Source organism: Cupriavidus sp. 05T41, from assembly GCF_056396525.1.
This window is the reverse complement of record NZ_JBFTLQ010000002.1, coordinates 1-17,989: the sequence shown is the minus strand read 5'-3', so window position 1 is coordinate 17,989 and position 17,989 is coordinate 1. Positions and strand designations below refer to the sequence as shown.

The following is a 17,989-nucleotide window of genomic DNA, read 5'->3' as shown; positions in this document are numbered from 1 at the left end:
CGCGTGGCGCAGGAGCCGATTCCATGTCTTTTTCCCTGCAGCCTGCCCGCGCCACCGGCGCCACCCAGCCCGCCACGCCGGCCGAGGCGCGCATGCGCGCCGATCTTGCGGCCGCCTACCGCCTGTGCGCGCTGCAGGGCTGGGATGACCTGATCTACACGCATATCTCCGCGGTCGTCCCGGGCGAGCCGGATCATTTCCTGATCAACCCGTTTGGCTTTGCCTTCGACGAGATCCGCGCCAGCGACCTGGTCAAGATCAACGGCCGCGGCGAGGTGGTGGGCGAGAGCGTGCACCCGGTCAACGTCACCGGCTTTGCGCTGCATGGCGCGGTGCACGCCGCGCGGCCCGACGCGGTATGCGTGATGCACCTGCACAATACCGCCGGCGTGGCGGTGTCGGCCCAGGCCCGCGGCCTGCTCGCGCTGTCGCAGCACGCCATGCGCTTCCATGGCCGGCTGGCCTACCACGACTACGAAGGCCTGGCCTTCACGCCGGCCGAGGGCGAGCGCCTGACCGCTTCGCTCGGCGCGCAGCCTGCCATGCTGCTGCGCAATCACGGCACGCTCACGGTGGGCCGCACCGTGGCCGAGGCCTATGTGCTGATGGCCACGCTGATCAAGGCCTGCGAGATCCAGATCGCGGCGCAGGCGGGCGGCGAAGTCGTGCAGCCGCCGCCCGCCGTGGCGGTGCATGCATCGGCGCAGCTCGACGACAACGGCGCGCTGGAAGGCGGGCTCGAATGGCCGTCATTGCTGCGCAAACTCGATAGAATCGATGTTTCCTACCGCGATTGACGCGCGCGAGCGCATTGGTCCCGCTCCCCCGATACCCAAGAGGAACCCTAGCCATGCCGACATACCATGTAGAACTCTTCGAAGGCCGCACCATCGAGCAAAAGCGCAAGCTGGTCGAGGAAGTCACCCGCGTCACCTGCGAAACGCTGGGCTGCTCGGCTTCGGCGGTCGATATCATCATCACCGACATCAAGCGCGAGAACTGGTCCACCGGCGGCGAACTGTGGGCCGACAAGAAGTGAGCACGGGCGGACCTTGCGCGCTCCGCCCGCGCTGACCACAGCACGTATCCACCCGCCACGGACTTTTCCCTCCATGCAGCACTTCGCCTCCGACAACTACGCCGGCTTTTGCCCGGAATCGCTCAAGTATTTCCTCGAAGCCAATGGCAGCGGCCATGAGCAGGCCTACGGCGACGACTCCTGGACCCAGAAGGTCTGCGACCGCATCCGCGACCTGTTCCAGACCGACTGCGAAGTCTTCTTCGTCTTCAACGGCACCGCGGCGAATTCGCTGGCGCTGTCGGCGCTGTGCCAGTCCTACCATTCGGTGATCTGCCATGAACTGGCGCACATCGAAACCGACGAATGCGGCGGCCCTGAGTTCTTTTCCAACGGCTCCAAGCTGCTGACCGCGCCGGGCGCCAACGGCAAGCTCACCCCCGACGCCGTGGAAGCGCTCGTCACGCGCCGCTCCGATATCCACTATCCCAAGCCCAAGGTGGTGTCGCTGACGCAGTCCACCGAAGTCGGCACCGTGTACACGGTGGAGGAGGTGCGCGCCATCGCCGCCATCGCCAAGCGCCGCCAGTTGCGCGTGCACATGGACGGGGCGCGCTTTGCCAACGCGGTGGCGTCGCTGGGCGTGCATCCCTCGGAAATCACCTGGCGCGCCGGGGTCGATGTGCTGTGCTTCGGCGGCACCAAGAACGGCCTGCCGGTGGGCGAGGCGGTGGTGTTCTTCGACCGCAGGCTGGCCGAGGACTTCGCCTACCGTGTCAAGCAGGCCGGGCAACTGGCCTCCAAGATGCGCTTTATCTCGGCGCCGTGGCTGGGCCTGCTGGAGAACGACGTGTGGCTGGCCAACGCTCGCCATGCCAACGCCATGGCCCAGCTTCTGCACGAGCGCATCGCCACCATCCCCGGCGTGCGCATCATGTTCCCGACCGAGTCCAATGCGGTCTTCGCCGAACTGCCGCTGGCGGCCATCGAAACGCTGCGCGCGAAGGGCTGGCGCTTCTACACCTTCATCGGTGCGGGCGGCTGCCGTTTCATGTGCTCGTGGGACCTGCAGCCGGAAACGGTGGAAGCGCTGGCCGCCGACATGCGCGACGCCTGCGCCGCCTGAGCGCCGGCAAGCAAGAACGCAGGAAAGCAGGCATCGTGACAAGCTGACGACCCGACAAACACAACAAAGCCGGCAAGGCTGAAAGACAAGGAGCTTCGCAATGTCCTATTACCGTTACTGCCCCCAATGCGGTTCGCCGCTGGAAGTGCTGCCGCATTCCGGGCGCGAGCGCGATGCCTGCGTGCAGCCCGAATGCGGATTCGTCCACTGGAACAACCCGCTGCCGGTGCTGGCCGCGGTGGTGGAGTACGAGGGCAAGCTGCTGCTGGCGCGCAACGCCGCGTGGCCCGAGAAGATGTTCGCCCTGGTGACGGGTTTCCTGGAGCGCGACGAGACGCCCGAGCAGGGCGTGGCGCGCGAACTCAAGGAAGAGACCAACCTGGACGCCCACGCGGTGTCGCTGATCGGGGTCTACGAGTTCATGCGCAAGAACGAGCTGATCATCGCCTACCATGTGCAGGCCAGCGGCCAGATCGCGCTATCCGAGGAACTGGCCGACTACAAGCTGGTGGCGCCCGAGGACATGCGGATCTGGTCGGCGGGCACCGGCTTCGCGGTGGCAGACTGGCTGGCCTCGCGCGGCCACCCGGTGCGCTTCTTCGACCGCAACACCGGCGAGGACATTCCCGACCCGCGCAAGCGCGACGCCTTCGGCCTGCCCGGTGCTTCGCTACAATACAGGCCGTGAATACTCAGTGTCCTGGATAAAGAGCCGGGACACAAAGACAAAGGAAGAGAGGAATGGAGTTCCAGAAAGAAGTGGACGCGCGCGGCCTGAACTGCCCGCTGCCGATCCTGCGCACCAAGAAGGCGCTGGCCGACATGGCCAGCGGCGATGTCCTCAAGGTACTTGCCACCGATCCGGGCGCCACGCGCGATTTCCAGGCGTTTGCCAAGCAGACTGGCAATGAGTTGCTGTCGCATCAGGAAGTGGACAAGGTGTTTGTGTTTTATATGCGGAGGCGGTGAGGGGTGTTGGGTTTGGCTTTTAAGTCAAAGTCAACGTTAAAGTCAAAATCAACATCAAAGTCAAAGGCTTTCGCGCCCCCGGCGCGACCTACTTTCTTTTGTCCGAAAAGAAAGTAGGCCAAGAAAGCGGACTCCTGGCCGGAGGGGCAGAAGCATTTAGGGGTTACCCGGTTTGCGGATTCGTGGTGGGGGCGGTGGTTCTGCTGGAATCTGCCGGTACCGGCTCGGGCGGCCACTAAGCTGCGGGCGGTGCCGGTTTCGTGGTGATGCCCCTGATTGCTGGTGCACTGCTTGTTCGGGCATCTGCCGTTACCGACTCGGGCCGCCACGAGATAGCACCCTGGTGTTTTCGTGGTGGGCGTGGTGGACCGGGGCGCAGGTGGTTGAGTGCTCTTTACTCTCATGTGGGCGCCACCGCGCCCACCACGAAACCAGCGAGGCAACGATGCAGTGGCCATCAGAACCGGTAACGGCAGATGGCCGAACCAGCAGGGCACTCGCCATCATAGGTCTGACCCCGAAACCGCAGCCGCCAGCAAGATCGTGGTTGGTCGCACCGGTAACGGCAGGATGCGAACAGAACCGCAGGCACCACGACGAAACCACCACAACCAGAAACCCCGACGTTTCTGCCCCTGCCGGCCAGGCAGCCCGCTCTCTTTGCCTACTTTCTTTTCGGGGAAAAGAAAGTAGGTCGCTCCGGGGGAGCGAAAGCCGTTGACTTTGAAGTGAAGTTAAGCCGTTTGATCCTGACCCCAACCCCTCACCCAGCGAACCAACAAAAAAGCCCCGCAAAGCCGCCGGCAACCGGCCACCCTGCAGGGCTTTCCTTATCCAGCCAAACCGACAACAATCACCCGCGCGTGCGCAGGTAAGTGCTGAACTCGTCCATCACTTCCGGGTGCTTGAGCGCGAATTCGACGGTCGCCTTCAGGTAGCCGAGCTTGCTGCCGCAGTCGTAGCGCACGCCCTTGTAGCGGTAGGCCAGCACCTGTTCCTGGCTGAGCAGCGAACCGATCGCGTCGGTGAGCTGGAACTCGCCGCCGGCGCCCGGCTTGAGGTTGCGGATATGGTCGAAGATGCGCGGCGTCAGGATGTAGCGGCCGACCACGCCCAGGTTTGAGGGCGCGTCCTCGGGCGCCGGCTTCTCGACGATGCCGGAGACCTTGATCACGCCTTCGTCCCATTCGCGGCCGTCGACCACGCCGTACGAGCGGCTCTGTTCCGGAGCGATCTCTTCCACGCCCAGTACCGAGCAGTTGTAGTGGCCGTACAGGTCCGTCATCTGCTTCATCACGGGCGGCTGGCCGTCCAGCAGGTCATCGGCCAGCATCACGGCGAAGGGCGCGTCGCCCACCAGCTTTTCCGCGCACAGCACGGCGTGGCCCAGGCCCAGTGCTTCGGGCTGGCGCACATAGAAGAATTCCACGTGCGAGGGCTTGATCGAGCGCACCAGCGAGAGCAGGGCCTGCTTGTTCTTGGCCTCCAGTTCGGCTTCGAGCTCGTAGGCCTTGTCGAAGTGATCCTCGATGGCGCGCTTGGAGCGGCCGGTCACGAAGATCATCTCGGTGATGCCGGCAGCCATGGCTTCTTCCACCGCGTACTGGATCAGCGGCTTGTCGACCACCGGCAGCATTTCCTTCGGGCTTGCCTTGGTAGCGGGCAAAAAGCGGGTGCCCAGACCAGCTACGGGGAAGACAGCCTTGGTGACACGGGTTTCCATAACAGGTTTTCCTTATCGTTTCGGTGTACGCAACCCTGCTGGTGATGCAAAGCTCATGCCGGCAGACGTTGCAGCTGATCCTGCAACTTGCCCAGCGTCTGTTCGAAATCGGACAGACGCTGGTTTTCCTGCGCGACCACGGCCGGCGGTGCCTTGGCGACGAAGCTCTCATTGGAAAGCTTGCCCCGGCACTTGCCGATCTCGGCGCTCAGGCGCTCTATTTCCTTCGACAGCCGCACGCGCTCGGCCGCCACGTCAATCTCGATCTTCAGCAGCAGGCGGTTACCGCCCACGATTGCCACCGGTGCGCCGGCACCTTCGGCCATCAGGGCATTCTCGTCTTCGAATACCTTTACCTCGGAAAGTTTCGCCAGCGCCTGCACATAGGCCTGGGCCGAGGTGAGGAAAGCGCTGTCGCCCTGGGCGTAGAGCGGGATGCGCTGGGCCGGGGAGATATTCATCTCGCCGCGCAGGTTGCGGCAGGCGTCGACCACCGCCTTGAGCTGCGCGGTCCACTGCTCGGCGGCCTCGTCGATCTTGGCCACGGCCGGCAGCGGGTAAGCCTGCAGCGCCAGCGTCTCGCTACCGTCGCCCTTGGCGCGGCCGGCCAGCGGCGCTACCTTCTGCCACAGTTCCTCGGTGATGAAGGGGATGATCGGGTGGGCCAGGCGCAGCACCGTCTCCAGCACGCGCAGCAGCGTGCGGCGGGTGGCGCGCTGCTGGGCGGGCGTGCCGTTCTGGATCTGTACCTTGGCCAGTTCCAGGTACCAGTCGCAGTACTCGTCCCACACGAACTTGTAGATCGCGCTGGAGATATTGTCGAAGCGGTACTCGGCAAAGCCCTTTTGCACATCGGCTTCCACGCGCTGCAGCAGCGATACGATCCAGCGGTCCGCCTGCGAGAAGTCGAGGTAGCCGTCCGGGCCGCAGTCGTTGTTGCACGGGCCCATGCCGCAGTCATGGCCTTCGGTGTTCATCAGCACGAAGCGGGTGGCGTTCCACAGCTTGTTGCAGAAGTTGCGGTAGCCCTCGCAGCGGCCGGTGTCGAAGTTGATGTTGCGGCCCAGCGTGGCCAGCGAGGCGAAGGTGAAGCGCAGCGCGTCCGCGCCGAAGGCGGGAATGCCTTCGGGGAATTCCTTCTTCGTCTTCTTCTCGATCTTGGGTGCGTCCTTGGGGCGGCGCAGGCCGGTGGTGCGCTTCTGGAGCAGGGTATCGAGATCGATGCCGTCGATCAGGTCCACCGGGTCCAGGGTGTTGCCCTCGGACTTGCTCATCTTCTTGCCTTCGGAGTCCCGCACCAGGCCGTGCACGTAGACGGTATGGAAGGGCACCTTGCCGGTGAAGTGCTTGGTCATCATGACCATGCGCGCCACCCAGAAGAAGATGATGTCGTAGCCGGTAACAAGTGCCGACGACGGCAGAAAATGCTGCAATTCGGGCGTTTCCTCAGGCCAGCCGAGCGACGAGAACGGGACCAGCGCGGACGAGAACCAGGTGTCCAGCACATCGTCCTCGCGGCGCAGCGCGCCGGTGCTGCCGGCCGCGGCGGCCTGCGCCAGGGCGTCTTCCTCGGTGCGGGCGACGAAGCACTTGCCGTTCTCGTCGTACCAGGCCGGGATCTGGTGGCCCCACCACAGCTGGCGCGAGATGCACCAGTCCTGGATGTTCTCCAGCCACTGGTTGTAGGTGCTGTTCCAGTTCTCGGGGATCAGCTTGATCTCGCCGCCTTTCACGGCCTCGAGCGCCACCTCGGCGATCGAGCGGCCCGGGTTGAAAGTGCCCTCGGGCGCCGGCTTGCTCATGGCGACGAACCACTGGTCGGTCAGCATCGGCTCGATGGCGCTGCCGGTGCGCTCGCTGCGCGGGGTCATCAGCTTGTGCTTCCTGACTTCGGCCAGCAGGCCCTGCGCGTCGAGGTCCTCGACGATGCGCTTGCGCGCGTCGAAGCGGTCCAGGCCCGCGTAAGCGGCCGGGGCGTCGGCGACGATCTTCGCGTCGAGCGTGAGGATGGACAGCTGGGGCAGGCTATGGCGCTGGCCCACCGCGTAGTCGTTGAAATCGTGGCCCGGGGTCACCTTGACCACGCCGGTGCCGAACTCGCGGTCGACGTATTCGTCGGCAATCACGGGGATGTCGCGGCCGGTGAGCGGCAGGCTGACCGACTTGCCGATCAGGTGGGCATAGCGCTCGTCTTCCGGGTGCACCATCACGGCCACGTCGCCCAGCATCGTTTCGGGGCGTGTGGTGGCCACGGTCAGGTGGGTCAGGCCGTGCACGCTGTCGGCTTCGGTGAGCGGGTAGCGGATGTGCCACATCGAGCCTTCTTCCTCGACGTTGTCCACTTCCAGGTCGGACACCGCGGTGCCCAGCACCGGATCCCAGTTGACCAGGCGCTTGCCGCGGTAGATCAGGCCCTGCTCGAACAGGCGCACGAACACTTCGGTGACCGCCTGGGACATTTCCGGCGACATGGTGAAGTACTCGCGGCTCCAGTCGATCGAAGCCCCCATGCGGCGGATCTGGCGCGTGATGGTCGAGCCGGACTCTTCCTTCCACGCCCACACCTTCTCGGTGAATTTCTCGCGGCCGAGTTCTTGGCGCGACACGCCCTGTGCCTCCAGCTGGCGTTCCACCACGATCTGGGTGGCGATGCCGGCGTGGTCGGTGCCGGGCACCCACAGCGTGTTGGCGCCCGACATGCGGGCGTGGCGGGCCAGGCCATCCATGATGGTCTGGTTGAAGGCATGGCCCATGTGCAGCGTGCCGGTCACATTAGGCGGGGGCAGCTGGATGCAGAAATCGGGGCGGTCCGAGTCGAGGGTCGGCTTCGCGATGCCGCGCTTCTCCCACTCTGGGCCCCATTTGGCCTCAATGGCGGCGGGTTCGAAGCTCTTGGCAAGGGACTGGTCTTGGGCGGTCATGCTCGGGTGTCGATGATTACGTCGGATTCTGCGGCCCAGGCGGGCAGGGGCAACGCGCCGGGAAACGTTAAATTATACGGAAGGCGGGGTGCCGGGTGCGGGAAATGGGCCCGCGCAGGGCAGTACCGCGCCATCCGGGCGCATTTCAGGGCCGATCCATGGGTGGCCCGGGAGCGATCCGGGCGCGATGCTGGCGTAATCCGGCCGCTATTTTGCCGCTGCTTCGGCGTCCCGGGTGGATTTCTGCTTACTCCGGGAGAGGGGAAAGCCCGCGCATTGTGCGCTTGGTGCTACCTGTGCCGCAGCGCGCGACGGGGCGGCGGCCGGCCGCCGCGGGCCGGGGGTGCGCCCCGGTATAATTCGGGGCACTCCACAAGGCCCTCCCGATGTCCGACCTGCTTGCCAATCTCAACGCCGAACAACTTGCCGCCGTCACCTTGCCCGACGAACCGGCGCTGATCCTGGCGGGCGCGGGCAGCGGCAAGACGCGCGTGCTGACCACGCGCATCGCGTGGCTGATCCAGAACGGCCGCGTGTCGCCCGCCGGCCTGCTGGCGGTGACCTTCACCAACAAGGCCGCCAAGGAAATGACCGCGCGGCTGACTTCGATGCTGCCGATCAACACCCGGGGCATGTGGATCGGCACCTTCCACGGCTTGTGCAACCGCATGTTGCGCGCCCACTTCCGCGACGCCGGGCTGCCGCAGACCTTCGCCATCCTCGACAGCCAGGACCAGCTCTCGGCGCTCAAGCGCCTGCTCAAGTCGCTCAACGTGGACGACGAGAAGTACCCGGCCAAGAACCTGCAGTACTTCATCAACAATGCCAAGGAGCAGGGCCTGCGTCCGGCCGACGTGGAGGCCAACGATGACTTCAATCGCCGCTTCGTCGACCTCTATGCCGCCTACGACGTGCAGTGCCAGCGCGAAGGCGTGGTCGACTTCGCCGAACTGCTGCTGCGCTGCTACGAGCTGCTGCGCTACAACGACGCCATCCGCCAGCACTACCAGAACCGCTTCCGCCACGTGCTGGTCGACGAATTCCAGGACACCAATGTGCTGCAGTACCAGTGGCTCAAGCTGCTGGCGGGCTTCGGCACGCAGAACCCGGCGGCGGTATTCGCGGTGGGCGACGACGACCAGAGCATCTATGCGTTCCGCGGGGCCAATGTCGGCAACATGCGCGATTTCGAGCACGAATTCCGCGTGCGCCACATGATCAAGCTCGAGCAGAACTACCGCTCGCATGGCCACATCCTCGATTCCGCCAACCACCTGATCGCCCACAATGCGCGCCGCCTCGGCAAGAACCTGCGCACCGACGCCGGCCACGGCGAGCCGGTGCGGGTGTTCCAGGCCGGCTCCGACGGCCAGGAAGCGGCCTGGATGGTGGAGGAAATCCGCGACCTGGTGGCGCAGGGCATGAGCCGCTCGGAAATCGCCATCCTGTACCGCAGCAATGCGCAGTCGCGCGTGATCGAGCATGCGCTGTTCTCGTCGGGCATCGCTTACCGGGTGTACGGCGGCCTGCGCTTCTTCGAGCGCGCCGAAATCAAGCACGCCCTGGCTTACCTGCAGCTGCTGGAGAACCCGCGCAACGACGCCGCCTTCGGGCGCGTGGTGAACTTTCCCGCGCGCGGCATCGGCGCGCGCTCGCTCGAAGCACTGCAGGACGCCGCGCGCCAGTATGACTGCTCGCTCGCGGAAGCCGTGGCCTACGTGGCCGGCAAGGCCGGCAGCACGCTCGGCGCCTTCGTGCGGCTGATCGAGCAGATGCGCGCGGAGACGCGCCGCATGACGCTGCCGGAGACGGTCGAATACGTGACCAATACCAGCGGCCTGATCACCTACTACCGCGGCGAGAAAGAAGGCCAGGACCGCATCGAGAACTTGCAGGAACTGGTGACCGCGGCGCAGGCCTTCGTGACGGAGGAGGGCTACGGGCTGGACGCGCTGGCCAGCGCGATCCCGGTGGGACGCGACGGCGGGCCGGCGCTGCCGGCGCTGGCCGATGGCGACCAGGCCCAGCAGGTGCTGGACCCCGAAGCGCTGCCCGTGGTGATGACGCCGCTGGTGGCCTTCCTGACCCATGCCTCGCTCGAGGCCGGCGACAACCAGGCGCAGGCCGGCCAGGACGCGGTGCAGATGATGACCGTGCACGCGGCCAAGGGCCTCGAGTTCAACGCGGTGTTCATCACCGGGCTGGAAGAAGGCCTGTTCCCGCACGAGAACAGCGCGAACGAGGCCGACGGCCTCGAGGAAGAGCGCCGCCTGATGTATGTGGCGATCACCCGCGCCCGCCAGCGGCTCTACCTGTCATTCGCGCAGAGCCGCGTGCTGCACGGGCAGATGCGCTATCACGTGCGCTCCCGCTTCTTCGAGGAGCTGCCCGACGAAGCGCTCAAGTGGCTGACGCCGCCGGCGCAAGCCTACGGTTCGCAGCGCCGCCAGCAGAACGACGGCGGCTGGGGTCGTGACTGGTTCAAGAAGGCGGAAGACGTGCCCTACTCGGGCACCAAGCCGACCGGCGGCATGGATACCGGCAACGGCTACGCCGACTCCAAGCGCGAGGCCGGCTCCGGGCTGCGCATCGGCCAGAGCGTGTTCCACAACAAGTTCGGCGAGGGCGTGATCACGGCGCTCGAAGGCGACGGCGCGGATGCCCGCGCCAATATCAAGTTCAAGCGGCACGGCGCCAAGTGGCTGGCGCTCTCGGTGGCCAAGCTGGATCCGATAGACTGAGCGGCACCAGCAAGAAGATCCTGGCGTCGTTGCGCGGCCTTGCCTTGCCAGTCGTACTGTCCGCGGCCGCGCCCTTGCGGGGCGCGTGCACGCTGGCCGGCGCGCACCGCTGCGCAGGCGGATCACTGCGTGGTCCGGATTCCCTGCTCCGCCCTGGCCACGACCGCTTCGCTTCAATCCGATAGCGCCGCCAGGGCCTGCCCGCCTCAGTCGAGCTGGATGTTGCCGTCCTTGATGACCTTGGCCCATTCCTTCGTCTGCGCCTGCACGAACTTCGCGGCCTCGGCCGGCGTGCCGGCCACGATCTCGCCGCCCAGGCTGGCGATGCGCTCGCGGTTCTCCGGCAGGTTGATGACCTTGCGGATCGCCTCCGAGAGGCGCGCCACGATGTCCGGCGGCGTGCCCGCCGGCAGGAACACGCCGTTCCATTCATAGACTTCATAGCGCGGCACGCCGGCTTCGGTCATGGTCGGGGTGTCCGGCAGGATGGCCGTGCGCCGGGCTCCGGTCACCGCCAGCACGCGCAGCTTGCCCGCGCGCACATGCTGCAGGCCCGAGGCCGTGTTGGCGAAGAACACCGGCACCTGGCCCGCGATCACATCGGCCATGGCCGGGCCGCCTCCCTTGTAGGGCACATGCAGCAGATCCAGCTTCATGCGCTGCGCGAACAGCGCGCCGGCGAGATGCTGCGCCGAGCCGTTCCCCGACGAGGCGTAGGCGATGCTGCCAGGCTTGGCGCGGGCCATCGCCACCAGTTCCTGCGCGGATTTGGCCGGGAACTGCGGATTCACCACCAGCATATTGGGATAGAGCGCCAGCACCGAGACCGGGATGAACGACTTGGCCGGATCATAGGGCAGCCGCTTGTAAAGCGCCGGGTTGGAGGCGAACGAGGCGGCATCGAGCAGCACGGTGTAGCCGTCCGGCGCGGACTTGGCAACGATGTCCGTGCCGATCTGGCCGCCCGCGCCGGGCCGGTTGTCCACCACGATGGTTTGGCCGAGTTCCTGCCCCAGGCGGGGGGAAATCATGCGGGCCATGGTGTCGGCGCCACCGCCCGGCGCGTAGGTGACCACCAGGCGGATGGGCTTGGCGGCGGGCCAGGCCTGCGCGAGTGCAAGGCCGCTGGCGCAGGCGGCGAGCCCGAACAGGGCGGTCGCGCAAAGGCGGATGGAATTTCGCATGGGTCTCCTCGGGGTCTGTAGGTATGGGGTGGCAGCGAGGCGGGGCGCGTCAGCGGACCTCGGCGCGATAGTGGAAGTCGTCGGCGTTGCCCAGCGTCTGCCGGTACTCGACCCGCCGGCCCGCCAGGTCGAACGCCACGCGGCTGACCGCCAGCGCCGGGTGACCCTCGGGCAGGCCAAGCCGGGCGGCCTCGCGCGGGCCCAGCCGGCTAAAACGCAGGTCGTCGACCGCGCGGCCCACGGTGACGCCGTAGCGCTGCGCATACATCGGGTACAGCAGGGGCGCGAACTCGGCCGGCTTGAGCGCGGCAAGGCCGTCGAACAGCGCCGCGGGCAGCCAGATCGTCTCAAGCAGGCGGACCTTGCCTTCCCAGCCGCGCTGGCGCGTCATGCGCAGCACCTGCGTGCCGCTGGCCAGGCCGAGCTGGATGGCGACCTCGGCCGGCGCGGCCAGCGCGCGCACCGACACGATGCGCGATTCCGGGATCTCCGAGCCGGCGTCGCCGAAGCGGAAGAAGCGCGCCATGGTGGCGCCCGCGAGCGCGCCCCGCACGAAAGTGCCGCGGCCGTGCACGCGTTCGAGCAGGCCCTGGTCCACCAGCGCCTGGATGGCGGCGCGCATGGTGCCCAGCGCCACGCCGTAGTGCTCGGCCAGCGCGCTCTCCGCCGCGATGGCGGTGCCCGAGGCCCATTCGCCGGCCAGGATCCGGCCCCGCAGCGCGGTAGCGATGCGGGCCCAGCGGGGTGCCGCGAGGCTGGCGGCCGAATCGGGGGCGTCGGCTGCCGCCGGGATGGGGGAGGGGGAACCGCTTGGCATGCATGTCTCCGTGTCGGATTTCCGCGCTGGCATCGAGGCCGTCATCGGAGATCTAGTCATCTATAGGAGTAGAGCTTAGAATGGAGGCTGTGCGCTGTCAACGGGTTTGACGGCGGGACACGGCGCCAGGCGGACACCAGGCATTCCGGCCAGGCCACCCCGGCGCCATCAGCCAGCGAAACATGTTCGAGATCGATACCCATTTCCACGTGTTCTCCACCGGCGCGCCCGCGGTGGGCGGCGCACGCTACCGGCCCGCCTACGGCGCCAGCCTGGCGCAATGGCAGGCCATCGCGGCCGCGCACGGGGTGCGCGCCGGCGTGGTGGTGCAGCCAAGCTTCTTCGGCAGCGACAACAGCGAACTGGAGGCGGCGCTGGCGGCGTCGGCGGCGCTGCGCGGGGTCTGCGTGCTGGGGCCTGAAGCGTGCGCCGCGGAGCTGGCGCGGCTGCATGCGCTTGGCGTGCGCGGCCTGCGCTGGAACATGGTGGGGCGCCATGACGATGCGGGCTGGCGCGATGCGCGCTGGCCGGCTCTGCTCGAAGCCGCGCATGCGCTCGGCTGGCACCTGGAGCTGCATACCGATCCCGGCCGCCTGCCCGAAGTGCAGTCATGGCTGCCGCCGGTGCCGATTGCGCTGGTGCTGGATCACTTCGGCAAGCCTGCCGCCGGCGCGGCGCGCGATGCGCCGATGCTGGCCTGCGCGCGGCAGTGGCGCAGCCAGCGCCAGGTCTGCGTCAAACTGAGCGCGCCATACCGCGTGGCGGCGGCGGACCTGCGCGGCCTGGTGGCCGACTGGCACGATTGCCTGGGAGAGCAGGGGCTGCTATGGGGATCGGACTGGCCATGGACCAACCACGAGGCGGGGCCCGGCTACGGCGCGCTGCAGCGCATGGTGTGGGAATGGCTGGGTCCGCTGCGCGACGCGCCGGACCGCAATGCCGCGCGGCTGTTCGGCCTGCCGGCGGCGCCGGGGGCATAGCGGTGGGCAGTGCAGGCATGCGGGGCCGGGGCCCCGCATGCGTTCAGGCAGCGGCGTCCACGTTGCCGGTGGAGTTCTCGGGCACCACGTTGAAGCAGCCGCGGTAGGTCGCGTAGAACGAGCAGTACATGATCGCCAGCATCAGCAGCGAATACGGCGTGACCAGGAAGGAGAGCAGGGCCTCCGCGCCAAACGCGCCGAACACCGCCTCGAGGAAGAACGGGATCGCCACCAGCAGCACCGCGAACACCACGGCGTAGGCGAAGAACGCGCCGCGGTTGCGCCAGCACGCGGTCCAGCTGAAGAACAGCGCCTTGACCGGCGGCACGTTGTGCCACGCTGTCAGCAGCGGCGCGAACCAGAACAGCATGGCGATCGGCGTGTACAGCGCGGCGCCGATCATCAGCGCGAAGTAAAGCTGGCGCACTGCGTCGGCCGAAGGCGCCTCCTCCTTGAGCAGGATCGGCAGCAACGTGCTGATGTCGACCAGGCTGCCGGCGATCAGGCTCAGCACGAACACCAGCCCGGCGTAGATGCCGCCGAGCACCAGCAGGTTGCGGCTGGCCAGCTTGCCGTTGCCGCGGAACCCCGCTAGCAGGACGGTGGGTAGTACCCGCTTGTTCTGGATCACTTCGCGGCAGGCGGTCATGATGCCGACCGACAAGCCCGGGGTGATCACCAGCAGCGCGATGATGCCGATCAGCGGCACGAACACGGCCAGCTGCGCGGCGATGAGGTAGATGAACAGCAGCATCAGGAAGGCGAGCGGGTTCTTGCGGAACAGCCAGACACCCTGGCGGAACCAGACATAACCTTCCTTGGCGGAAACTTCCAGTAATTGCATGGCGCTCAGGTCCAGGGCAGTGCGGCGGCTTCGATGCGCCGGCGCAGGATGCGTTCGAAATGGGTCGGGTCGTGAGGCTGCAGCATGTCGGCTTCGCGCGGCAGGTAGAAGTCCCAAAGGCGCGATACCCAGAAGCGCAGCGCACCCGCGCGCAGCATGTCGCGCCAGCGCGCCGCCTCGACCGGCCCAAGCGGCCTTACCGCATGATAGGCCCGCAGCAGCGCCTGGGCACGGGCGTCGTCCAGCGTGCCGCTGGCCAGGTCGATGCACCAGTCGTTGACGGTGACGGCCAGGTCGAACAGCCACTTGTCGTTGCCGGCGAAGTAGAAGTCGAAGAAGCCGCCCAGCTTGTCGTGGCCTTGCCGGTCGACCTCGAACAGCGCATTGTCGCGGAACAGGTCGCAGTGGCAGGGGCCGCCCGGCAGCGCGGCGTAGTCGGTGCCGTGAAAAAAGGCGGCCTGGTGGGCCAGTTCCTGCTGCAGCAGCGTGCGCTGTCCGGCATCCAGGAAGGGCAGGATCTCGGCTTCGGTCTGCTGCCACCAGGGCAGGCTGCGCAGGTTGGGTTGCTGGCGCGGGTAGCTCTGGCCGGCCAGGTGCATGCGGGCCAGCATGTCGCCCACCTCGGCGCAGTGCCCTGCCGCGGGCGCCAGCTGCGAGCTGCCCGGCAAGCGCGTGACGATGGTGGCCGGCTTGCCCTTGAGCGCGCGCAGGATTTCGCCGTCGCGGCCCGGGATCGGGGCCGGCACGCGGATGCCTTGCGTGGCCAGGTGAGCCATCAGGTGCAGGTAGTAGGGCAGCTGCTCGAAAGTCAGCCGCTCGAAGATGGTCAGCACGTACTCGCGCGTGCTGCCGTCCTGTTCCATGGTCAGGAAGAAATTGCTGTTCTCGATGCCCGAGGCAATGCCGCGCAGGTCGCGCATCTTGCCCAGGTCGTAGTCAAGCAGCCAACTGGCGATCTCGTCCGGCGAGACCGTGGTGAATACGGCCATACTCTTTGTGTGAATCGAATCGGATGGCGGCGGGCGCAAAAGCCTGCGCATCGCCGCGGCATGGATGCCGGAAGCGCCGGCGCGGCCCCGCAGCGGTACTCTGGCGGGGTCGTGGGAAAGCGAAAAAAACGGAAATCGGAACCGGGTCAGGCAGCCAGCGCCGGAATCCCTGTTCAGGTTTCACGGCCCGGCTGCGATACCCACCGGCCGGATTGTGCCATCCGGCCCCGGGCAAGTCTCAGAATTGCAGCACGTTGACCGACGGCACGCGGTTCATGTCGCGGTCGCGGATCTTCGGCGAGCTGTCTTCCGGTTTGCTCATCTGGTACTTGGTGCCCACCCCGGACTTGACCTCGATATCCGTGGCCTGGCCCTTGTTGCGGTATTCCCGGATCTGCGTGCCGTCCGGCTCGTTGAGCTGGAAGCTCGGCTCGCGCGGCTTGTTGAGCTGGGTCTTGGCGGGCGGCGCAATCGGGCTGTTGTTGATCTGGTTCAGCTCTTGCTGGGTCAGGGCGCCGCCGACCTGCTCGGTGCCTTGTTGCGCAAACGCAGCGAAAGGTGCGCCGAGCGCCAGCAGTGCTGTGAATGCCAGCACCCGCGCGGATGCGGGAAACGGCTCCGGCTCTTCCGCGTTCGCGGCGGCCAGGAGGGAGGGGGAGGTCATTCAAGGCTCCTGTGCGATCCAGCAGTCAGGCATGCTGCATCGCGAATGGCGCTGCAGCCCGGCGACGCCGGGCTTTGGCAGTGTGTCAGGCTTCCATTCTAGCAATTCCTGCCCGTGCCGGGCCCCTGCGGTGACCCGCCGGGCACCCTGGCACGCGCCGTGCCGGGCGGAACCTACAGGTAGAACATTTCTTCCTTGGGCGGAATCGGGTTGTCGCCGCCGCGCTGCTCGTAGTATTCATATACCGCTTCGAGCACTTCATGCGGTTCGTCCACGATCTTCATCAGGTCGAGGTCGTGTTCGGCGATCAGGCCCATCGGCAGCAGCGTGAAGCGGAACCAGTCGAGCAGGCCCTTCCAGAAGCGGCTGCCGAACAGCACCACCGGCACCGCGCGCGACTTGCCGGTCTGCACCAGGGTCAGCACTTCGGCCAGTTCGTCGAGCGTGCCGAAGCCGCCCGGCATCACGATGAAGGCGTCGGAGTTCTTGACGAAGGTCACCTTGCGCGTGAAGAAGTGGCGAAAGCGCATGGCGATGTCCTGGTAGGGATTGCCTTGCTGCTCGTGCGGAAGCTCGATGTTCAGTCCGACGCTGGCCGATTTGCCGGCATGGGCGCCCTTGTTGGCCGCCTCCATGATGCCGGGGCCGCCGCCCGAGATCACCGCGAAGCCGGCGTCCGAGAACAGGCGCGCGATCTCGATGGTGCGCTGGTAGTAGGGCGAGTCCTCGCGCAGGCGTGCGCTGCCATAGATCGACACGGCCGGGCGGATCTCCGAGAGGTACTCGGTCGCCTCGATGAACTCTGCCATAATCGTGAACATTTGCCACGAGGCGCGCGCCTTCTTTGCCGTTGCGCGATCTTCGTCGGCCAGCGCGCGCAGGCTGGGAATCATCTTGCGCGGGTTGGCGCGAATGCCGGCGGCAGCGGGAGCGGTATCGCCCGGGCCATCGGAAGCGGCGCTGACCGTCACGTTCACGTCCATATCGGCCGCAGTGGTAATGCTGCCTTGCGCGGCCTGCTTCAGGGCCGCAGCCGGGTCTGCGGCGTCGGCCGCGCCGGTGCTGGGAGCGGCATTCGCACCGCCTGCGGCGGCACCAGTCAATTTTGAGTCCATGGGAATGTCGGATAGTCCAAAAACACTCTTGCTCGTCGATGGGTCGAGCTATCTGTATCGCGCGTATCACGCCCTGCCGGACCTGAGGAACGCGGAAGGGCTGCCCACAGGGGCAATCTACGGCATGATCAATATGCTGCGCAAGCTGCGCAACGATTTCCCGGCAGAGTATAGCGCCTGCGTGTTCGACGCCAAGGGCAAGACCTTCCGCGACGACCTTTATCCCGCCTACAAGGAGCATCGCCCGTCGATGCCCGAGGACCTGGCCAGGCAGATCGAGCCGATCCACGCCGCGGTGCGCGCGCTGGGCTGGCCGATCGTGGTGGTGGAGGGCGTAGAGGCCGACGACGTGATCGGCACGCTGGCGCGGGAGGCTACCGCGCAGGGCATGCGCACGGTGGTTTCCACCGGGGACAAGGACCTCGCCCAGCTGGTGGACGAGCATGTCACGCTGGTCAACACCATGAGCGGCGAGATCCTGGACCCGCCGGGCGTGGTGGCCAAGTTCGGCGTGCCGCCGCAGCGCATCGTCGACTATCTCTCGCTGATCGGCGACGCCGTGGACAATGTGCCCGGCGTGCCCAAGGTGGGTCCCAAGACCGCTGTCAAATGGCTGGCCGAGTACGGCACGCTCGACGACATCATGGCCAATGCCGCAGGCATCAAGGGCGTGGTGGGCGAGAACCTGCGCAATACGCTGGAATGGCTGCCCAAGGCGCGCGAGCTGGTGACGGTCAAGCTTGACTGCGACCTGAAGAGCGCGTTGTCCGATTTCCACCAGCTCAAGGATGCGGGCGAGGACAAGGACAAGCTGGTCGAGTTCTTCGGGCGCTACGGCTTCAAGACCTGGCTGCGCGAAGCCGCCGGCGAGAGCCTGCCCAATCCACGGGCCCAGGCG

The 17,989-nt window shown here is 66.7% G+C and carries 16 protein-coding genes; 8 read left to right on the top strand and 8 right to left on the bottom strand.

Annotated elements, in window-relative coordinates; all coding sequences use genetic code 11:
- Positions 1 to 23: 23 nt before the first annotated feature.
- The 5 genes from AC1DKV_RS01400 (at position 24) to AC1DKV_RS01380 (ending at position 3,113) form a co-directional block, all read left to right on the top strand.
- Positions 24 to 797, top strand: a complete 774-nt coding sequence (locus tag AC1DKV_RS01400) for a class II aldolase/adducin family protein (protein WP_441613152.1) — start codon at positions 24 to 26, stop codon at positions 795 to 797.
- 53 nt (positions 798 to 850) lie between these two features.
- Positions 851 to 1,039, top strand: coding sequence for a 4-oxalocrotonate tautomerase (locus AC1DKV_RS01395; protein ID WP_441613151.1), 189 nt, complete (start codon positions 851 to 853; stop codon positions 1,037 to 1,039).
- A 73-nt stretch (positions 1,040 to 1,112) separates the two neighbouring features.
- Positions 1,113 to 2,144, top strand: coding sequence for a threonine aldolase family protein (locus tag AC1DKV_RS01390; protein WP_441613150.1), 1,032 nt, complete (start codon positions 1,113 to 1,115; stop codon positions 2,142 to 2,144).
- A 100-nt stretch (positions 2,145 to 2,244) separates the two neighbouring features.
- Positions 2,245 to 2,832, top strand: coding sequence for an NUDIX domain-containing protein (locus tag AC1DKV_RS01385; protein ID WP_441613149.1), 588 nt, complete (start codon positions 2,245 to 2,247; stop codon positions 2,830 to 2,832).
- Between the two features lie 53 nt (positions 2,833 to 2,885).
- Positions 2,886 to 3,113 (top strand): sulfurtransferase TusA family protein, encoded by a 228-nt coding sequence (locus AC1DKV_RS01380; protein WP_011297045.1) that lies wholly within the window; start codon positions 2,886 to 2,888, stop codon positions 3,111 to 3,113.
- Positions 3,114 to 3,966: 853 nt separating this feature from the next.
- Here AC1DKV_RS01380 and galU read toward each other — a convergent pair.
- Entirely contained in the window at positions 3,967 to 4,836 is an 870-nt protein-coding gene (gene galU, locus AC1DKV_RS01375; RefSeq protein WP_441613148.1) for a UTP--glucose-1-phosphate uridylyltransferase GalU, read from the bottom strand.
- Between the two features lie 53 nt (positions 4,837 to 4,889).
- On the bottom strand, positions 4,890 to 7,757 hold the full coding sequence (locus tag AC1DKV_RS01370) for a valine--tRNA ligase (protein ID WP_441643184.1): 2,868 nt from the start codon (positions 7,755 to 7,757) through the stop codon (positions 4,890 to 4,892).
- 386 nt (positions 7,758 to 8,143) lie between these two features.
- Between AC1DKV_RS01370 and AC1DKV_RS01365 the strand changes: the two genes are divergently transcribed.
- Positions 8,144 to 10,498: a UvrD-helicase domain-containing protein gene (locus AC1DKV_RS01365; protein WP_441613146.1), complete on the top strand. Its 2,355-nt coding sequence runs from the start codon at positions 8,144 to 8,146 to the stop codon at positions 10,496 to 10,498.
- A 206-nt stretch (positions 10,499 to 10,704) separates the two neighbouring features.
- Here AC1DKV_RS01365 and AC1DKV_RS01360 read toward each other — a convergent pair whose 3' ends face one another.
- Together AC1DKV_RS01360 and AC1DKV_RS01355 are read right to left on the bottom strand one after the other, a co-directional pair.
- Positions 10,705 to 11,682 (bottom strand): tripartite tricarboxylate transporter substrate binding protein, encoded by a 978-nt coding sequence (locus AC1DKV_RS01360; protein ID WP_441613144.1) that lies wholly within the window; start codon positions 11,680 to 11,682, stop codon positions 10,705 to 10,707.
- Positions 11,683 to 11,731: 49 nt separating this feature from the next.
- Positions 11,732 to 12,499 carry a GntR family transcriptional regulator gene (locus AC1DKV_RS01355; protein WP_441613143.1) on the bottom strand — a complete coding sequence of 256 codons (768 nt, stop codon included), beginning with the start codon at positions 12,497 to 12,499 and terminating at the stop codon, positions 11,732 to 11,734.
- A gap of 182 nt (positions 12,500 to 12,681) precedes the next feature.
- Here AC1DKV_RS01355 and AC1DKV_RS01350 point away from each other — a divergent pair, with 182 nt between their 5' ends.
- On the top strand, positions 12,682 to 13,479 hold the full coding sequence (locus tag AC1DKV_RS01350) for an amidohydrolase family protein (protein ID WP_441613142.1): 798 nt from the start codon (positions 12,682 to 12,684) through the stop codon (positions 13,477 to 13,479).
- Between the two features lie 43 nt (positions 13,480 to 13,522).
- Here the strand turns inward: AC1DKV_RS01350 and AC1DKV_RS01345 are convergent, their stop codons facing one another.
- The 4 genes from AC1DKV_RS01345 to AC1DKV_RS01330 form a co-directional block, all read right to left on the bottom strand.
- Entirely contained in the window at positions 13,523 to 14,323 is an 801-nt protein-coding gene (locus tag AC1DKV_RS01345) for a BPSS1780 family membrane protein (protein WP_441613140.1), read from the bottom strand.
- Positions 14,324 to 14,328: 5 nt separating this feature from the next.
- Positions 14,329 to 15,312, bottom strand: a complete 984-nt coding sequence (locus AC1DKV_RS01340) for a homoserine kinase (protein ID WP_441613139.1) — start codon at positions 15,310 to 15,312, stop codon at positions 14,329 to 14,331.
- Between the two features lie 238 nt (positions 15,313 to 15,550).
- Positions 15,551 to 15,976 (bottom strand): DUF2782 domain-containing protein, encoded by a 426-nt coding sequence (locus AC1DKV_RS01335; protein ID WP_441613138.1) that lies wholly within the window; start codon positions 15,974 to 15,976, stop codon positions 15,551 to 15,553.
- Positions 15,977 to 16,149: 173 nt separating this feature from the next.
- Positions 16,150 to 17,091, bottom strand: coding sequence for an LOG family protein (locus AC1DKV_RS01330; RefSeq protein WP_441613137.1), 942 nt, complete (start codon positions 17,089 to 17,091; stop codon positions 16,150 to 16,152).
- Positions 17,092 to 17,095: 4 nt separating this feature from the next.
- Between AC1DKV_RS01330 and AC1DKV_RS01325 the strand changes: the two genes are divergently transcribed.
- On the top strand, positions 17,096 to 17,989 hold an 894-nt coding region (locus AC1DKV_RS01325), incomplete at its 3' end, for a 5'-3' exonuclease (protein WP_477137354.1).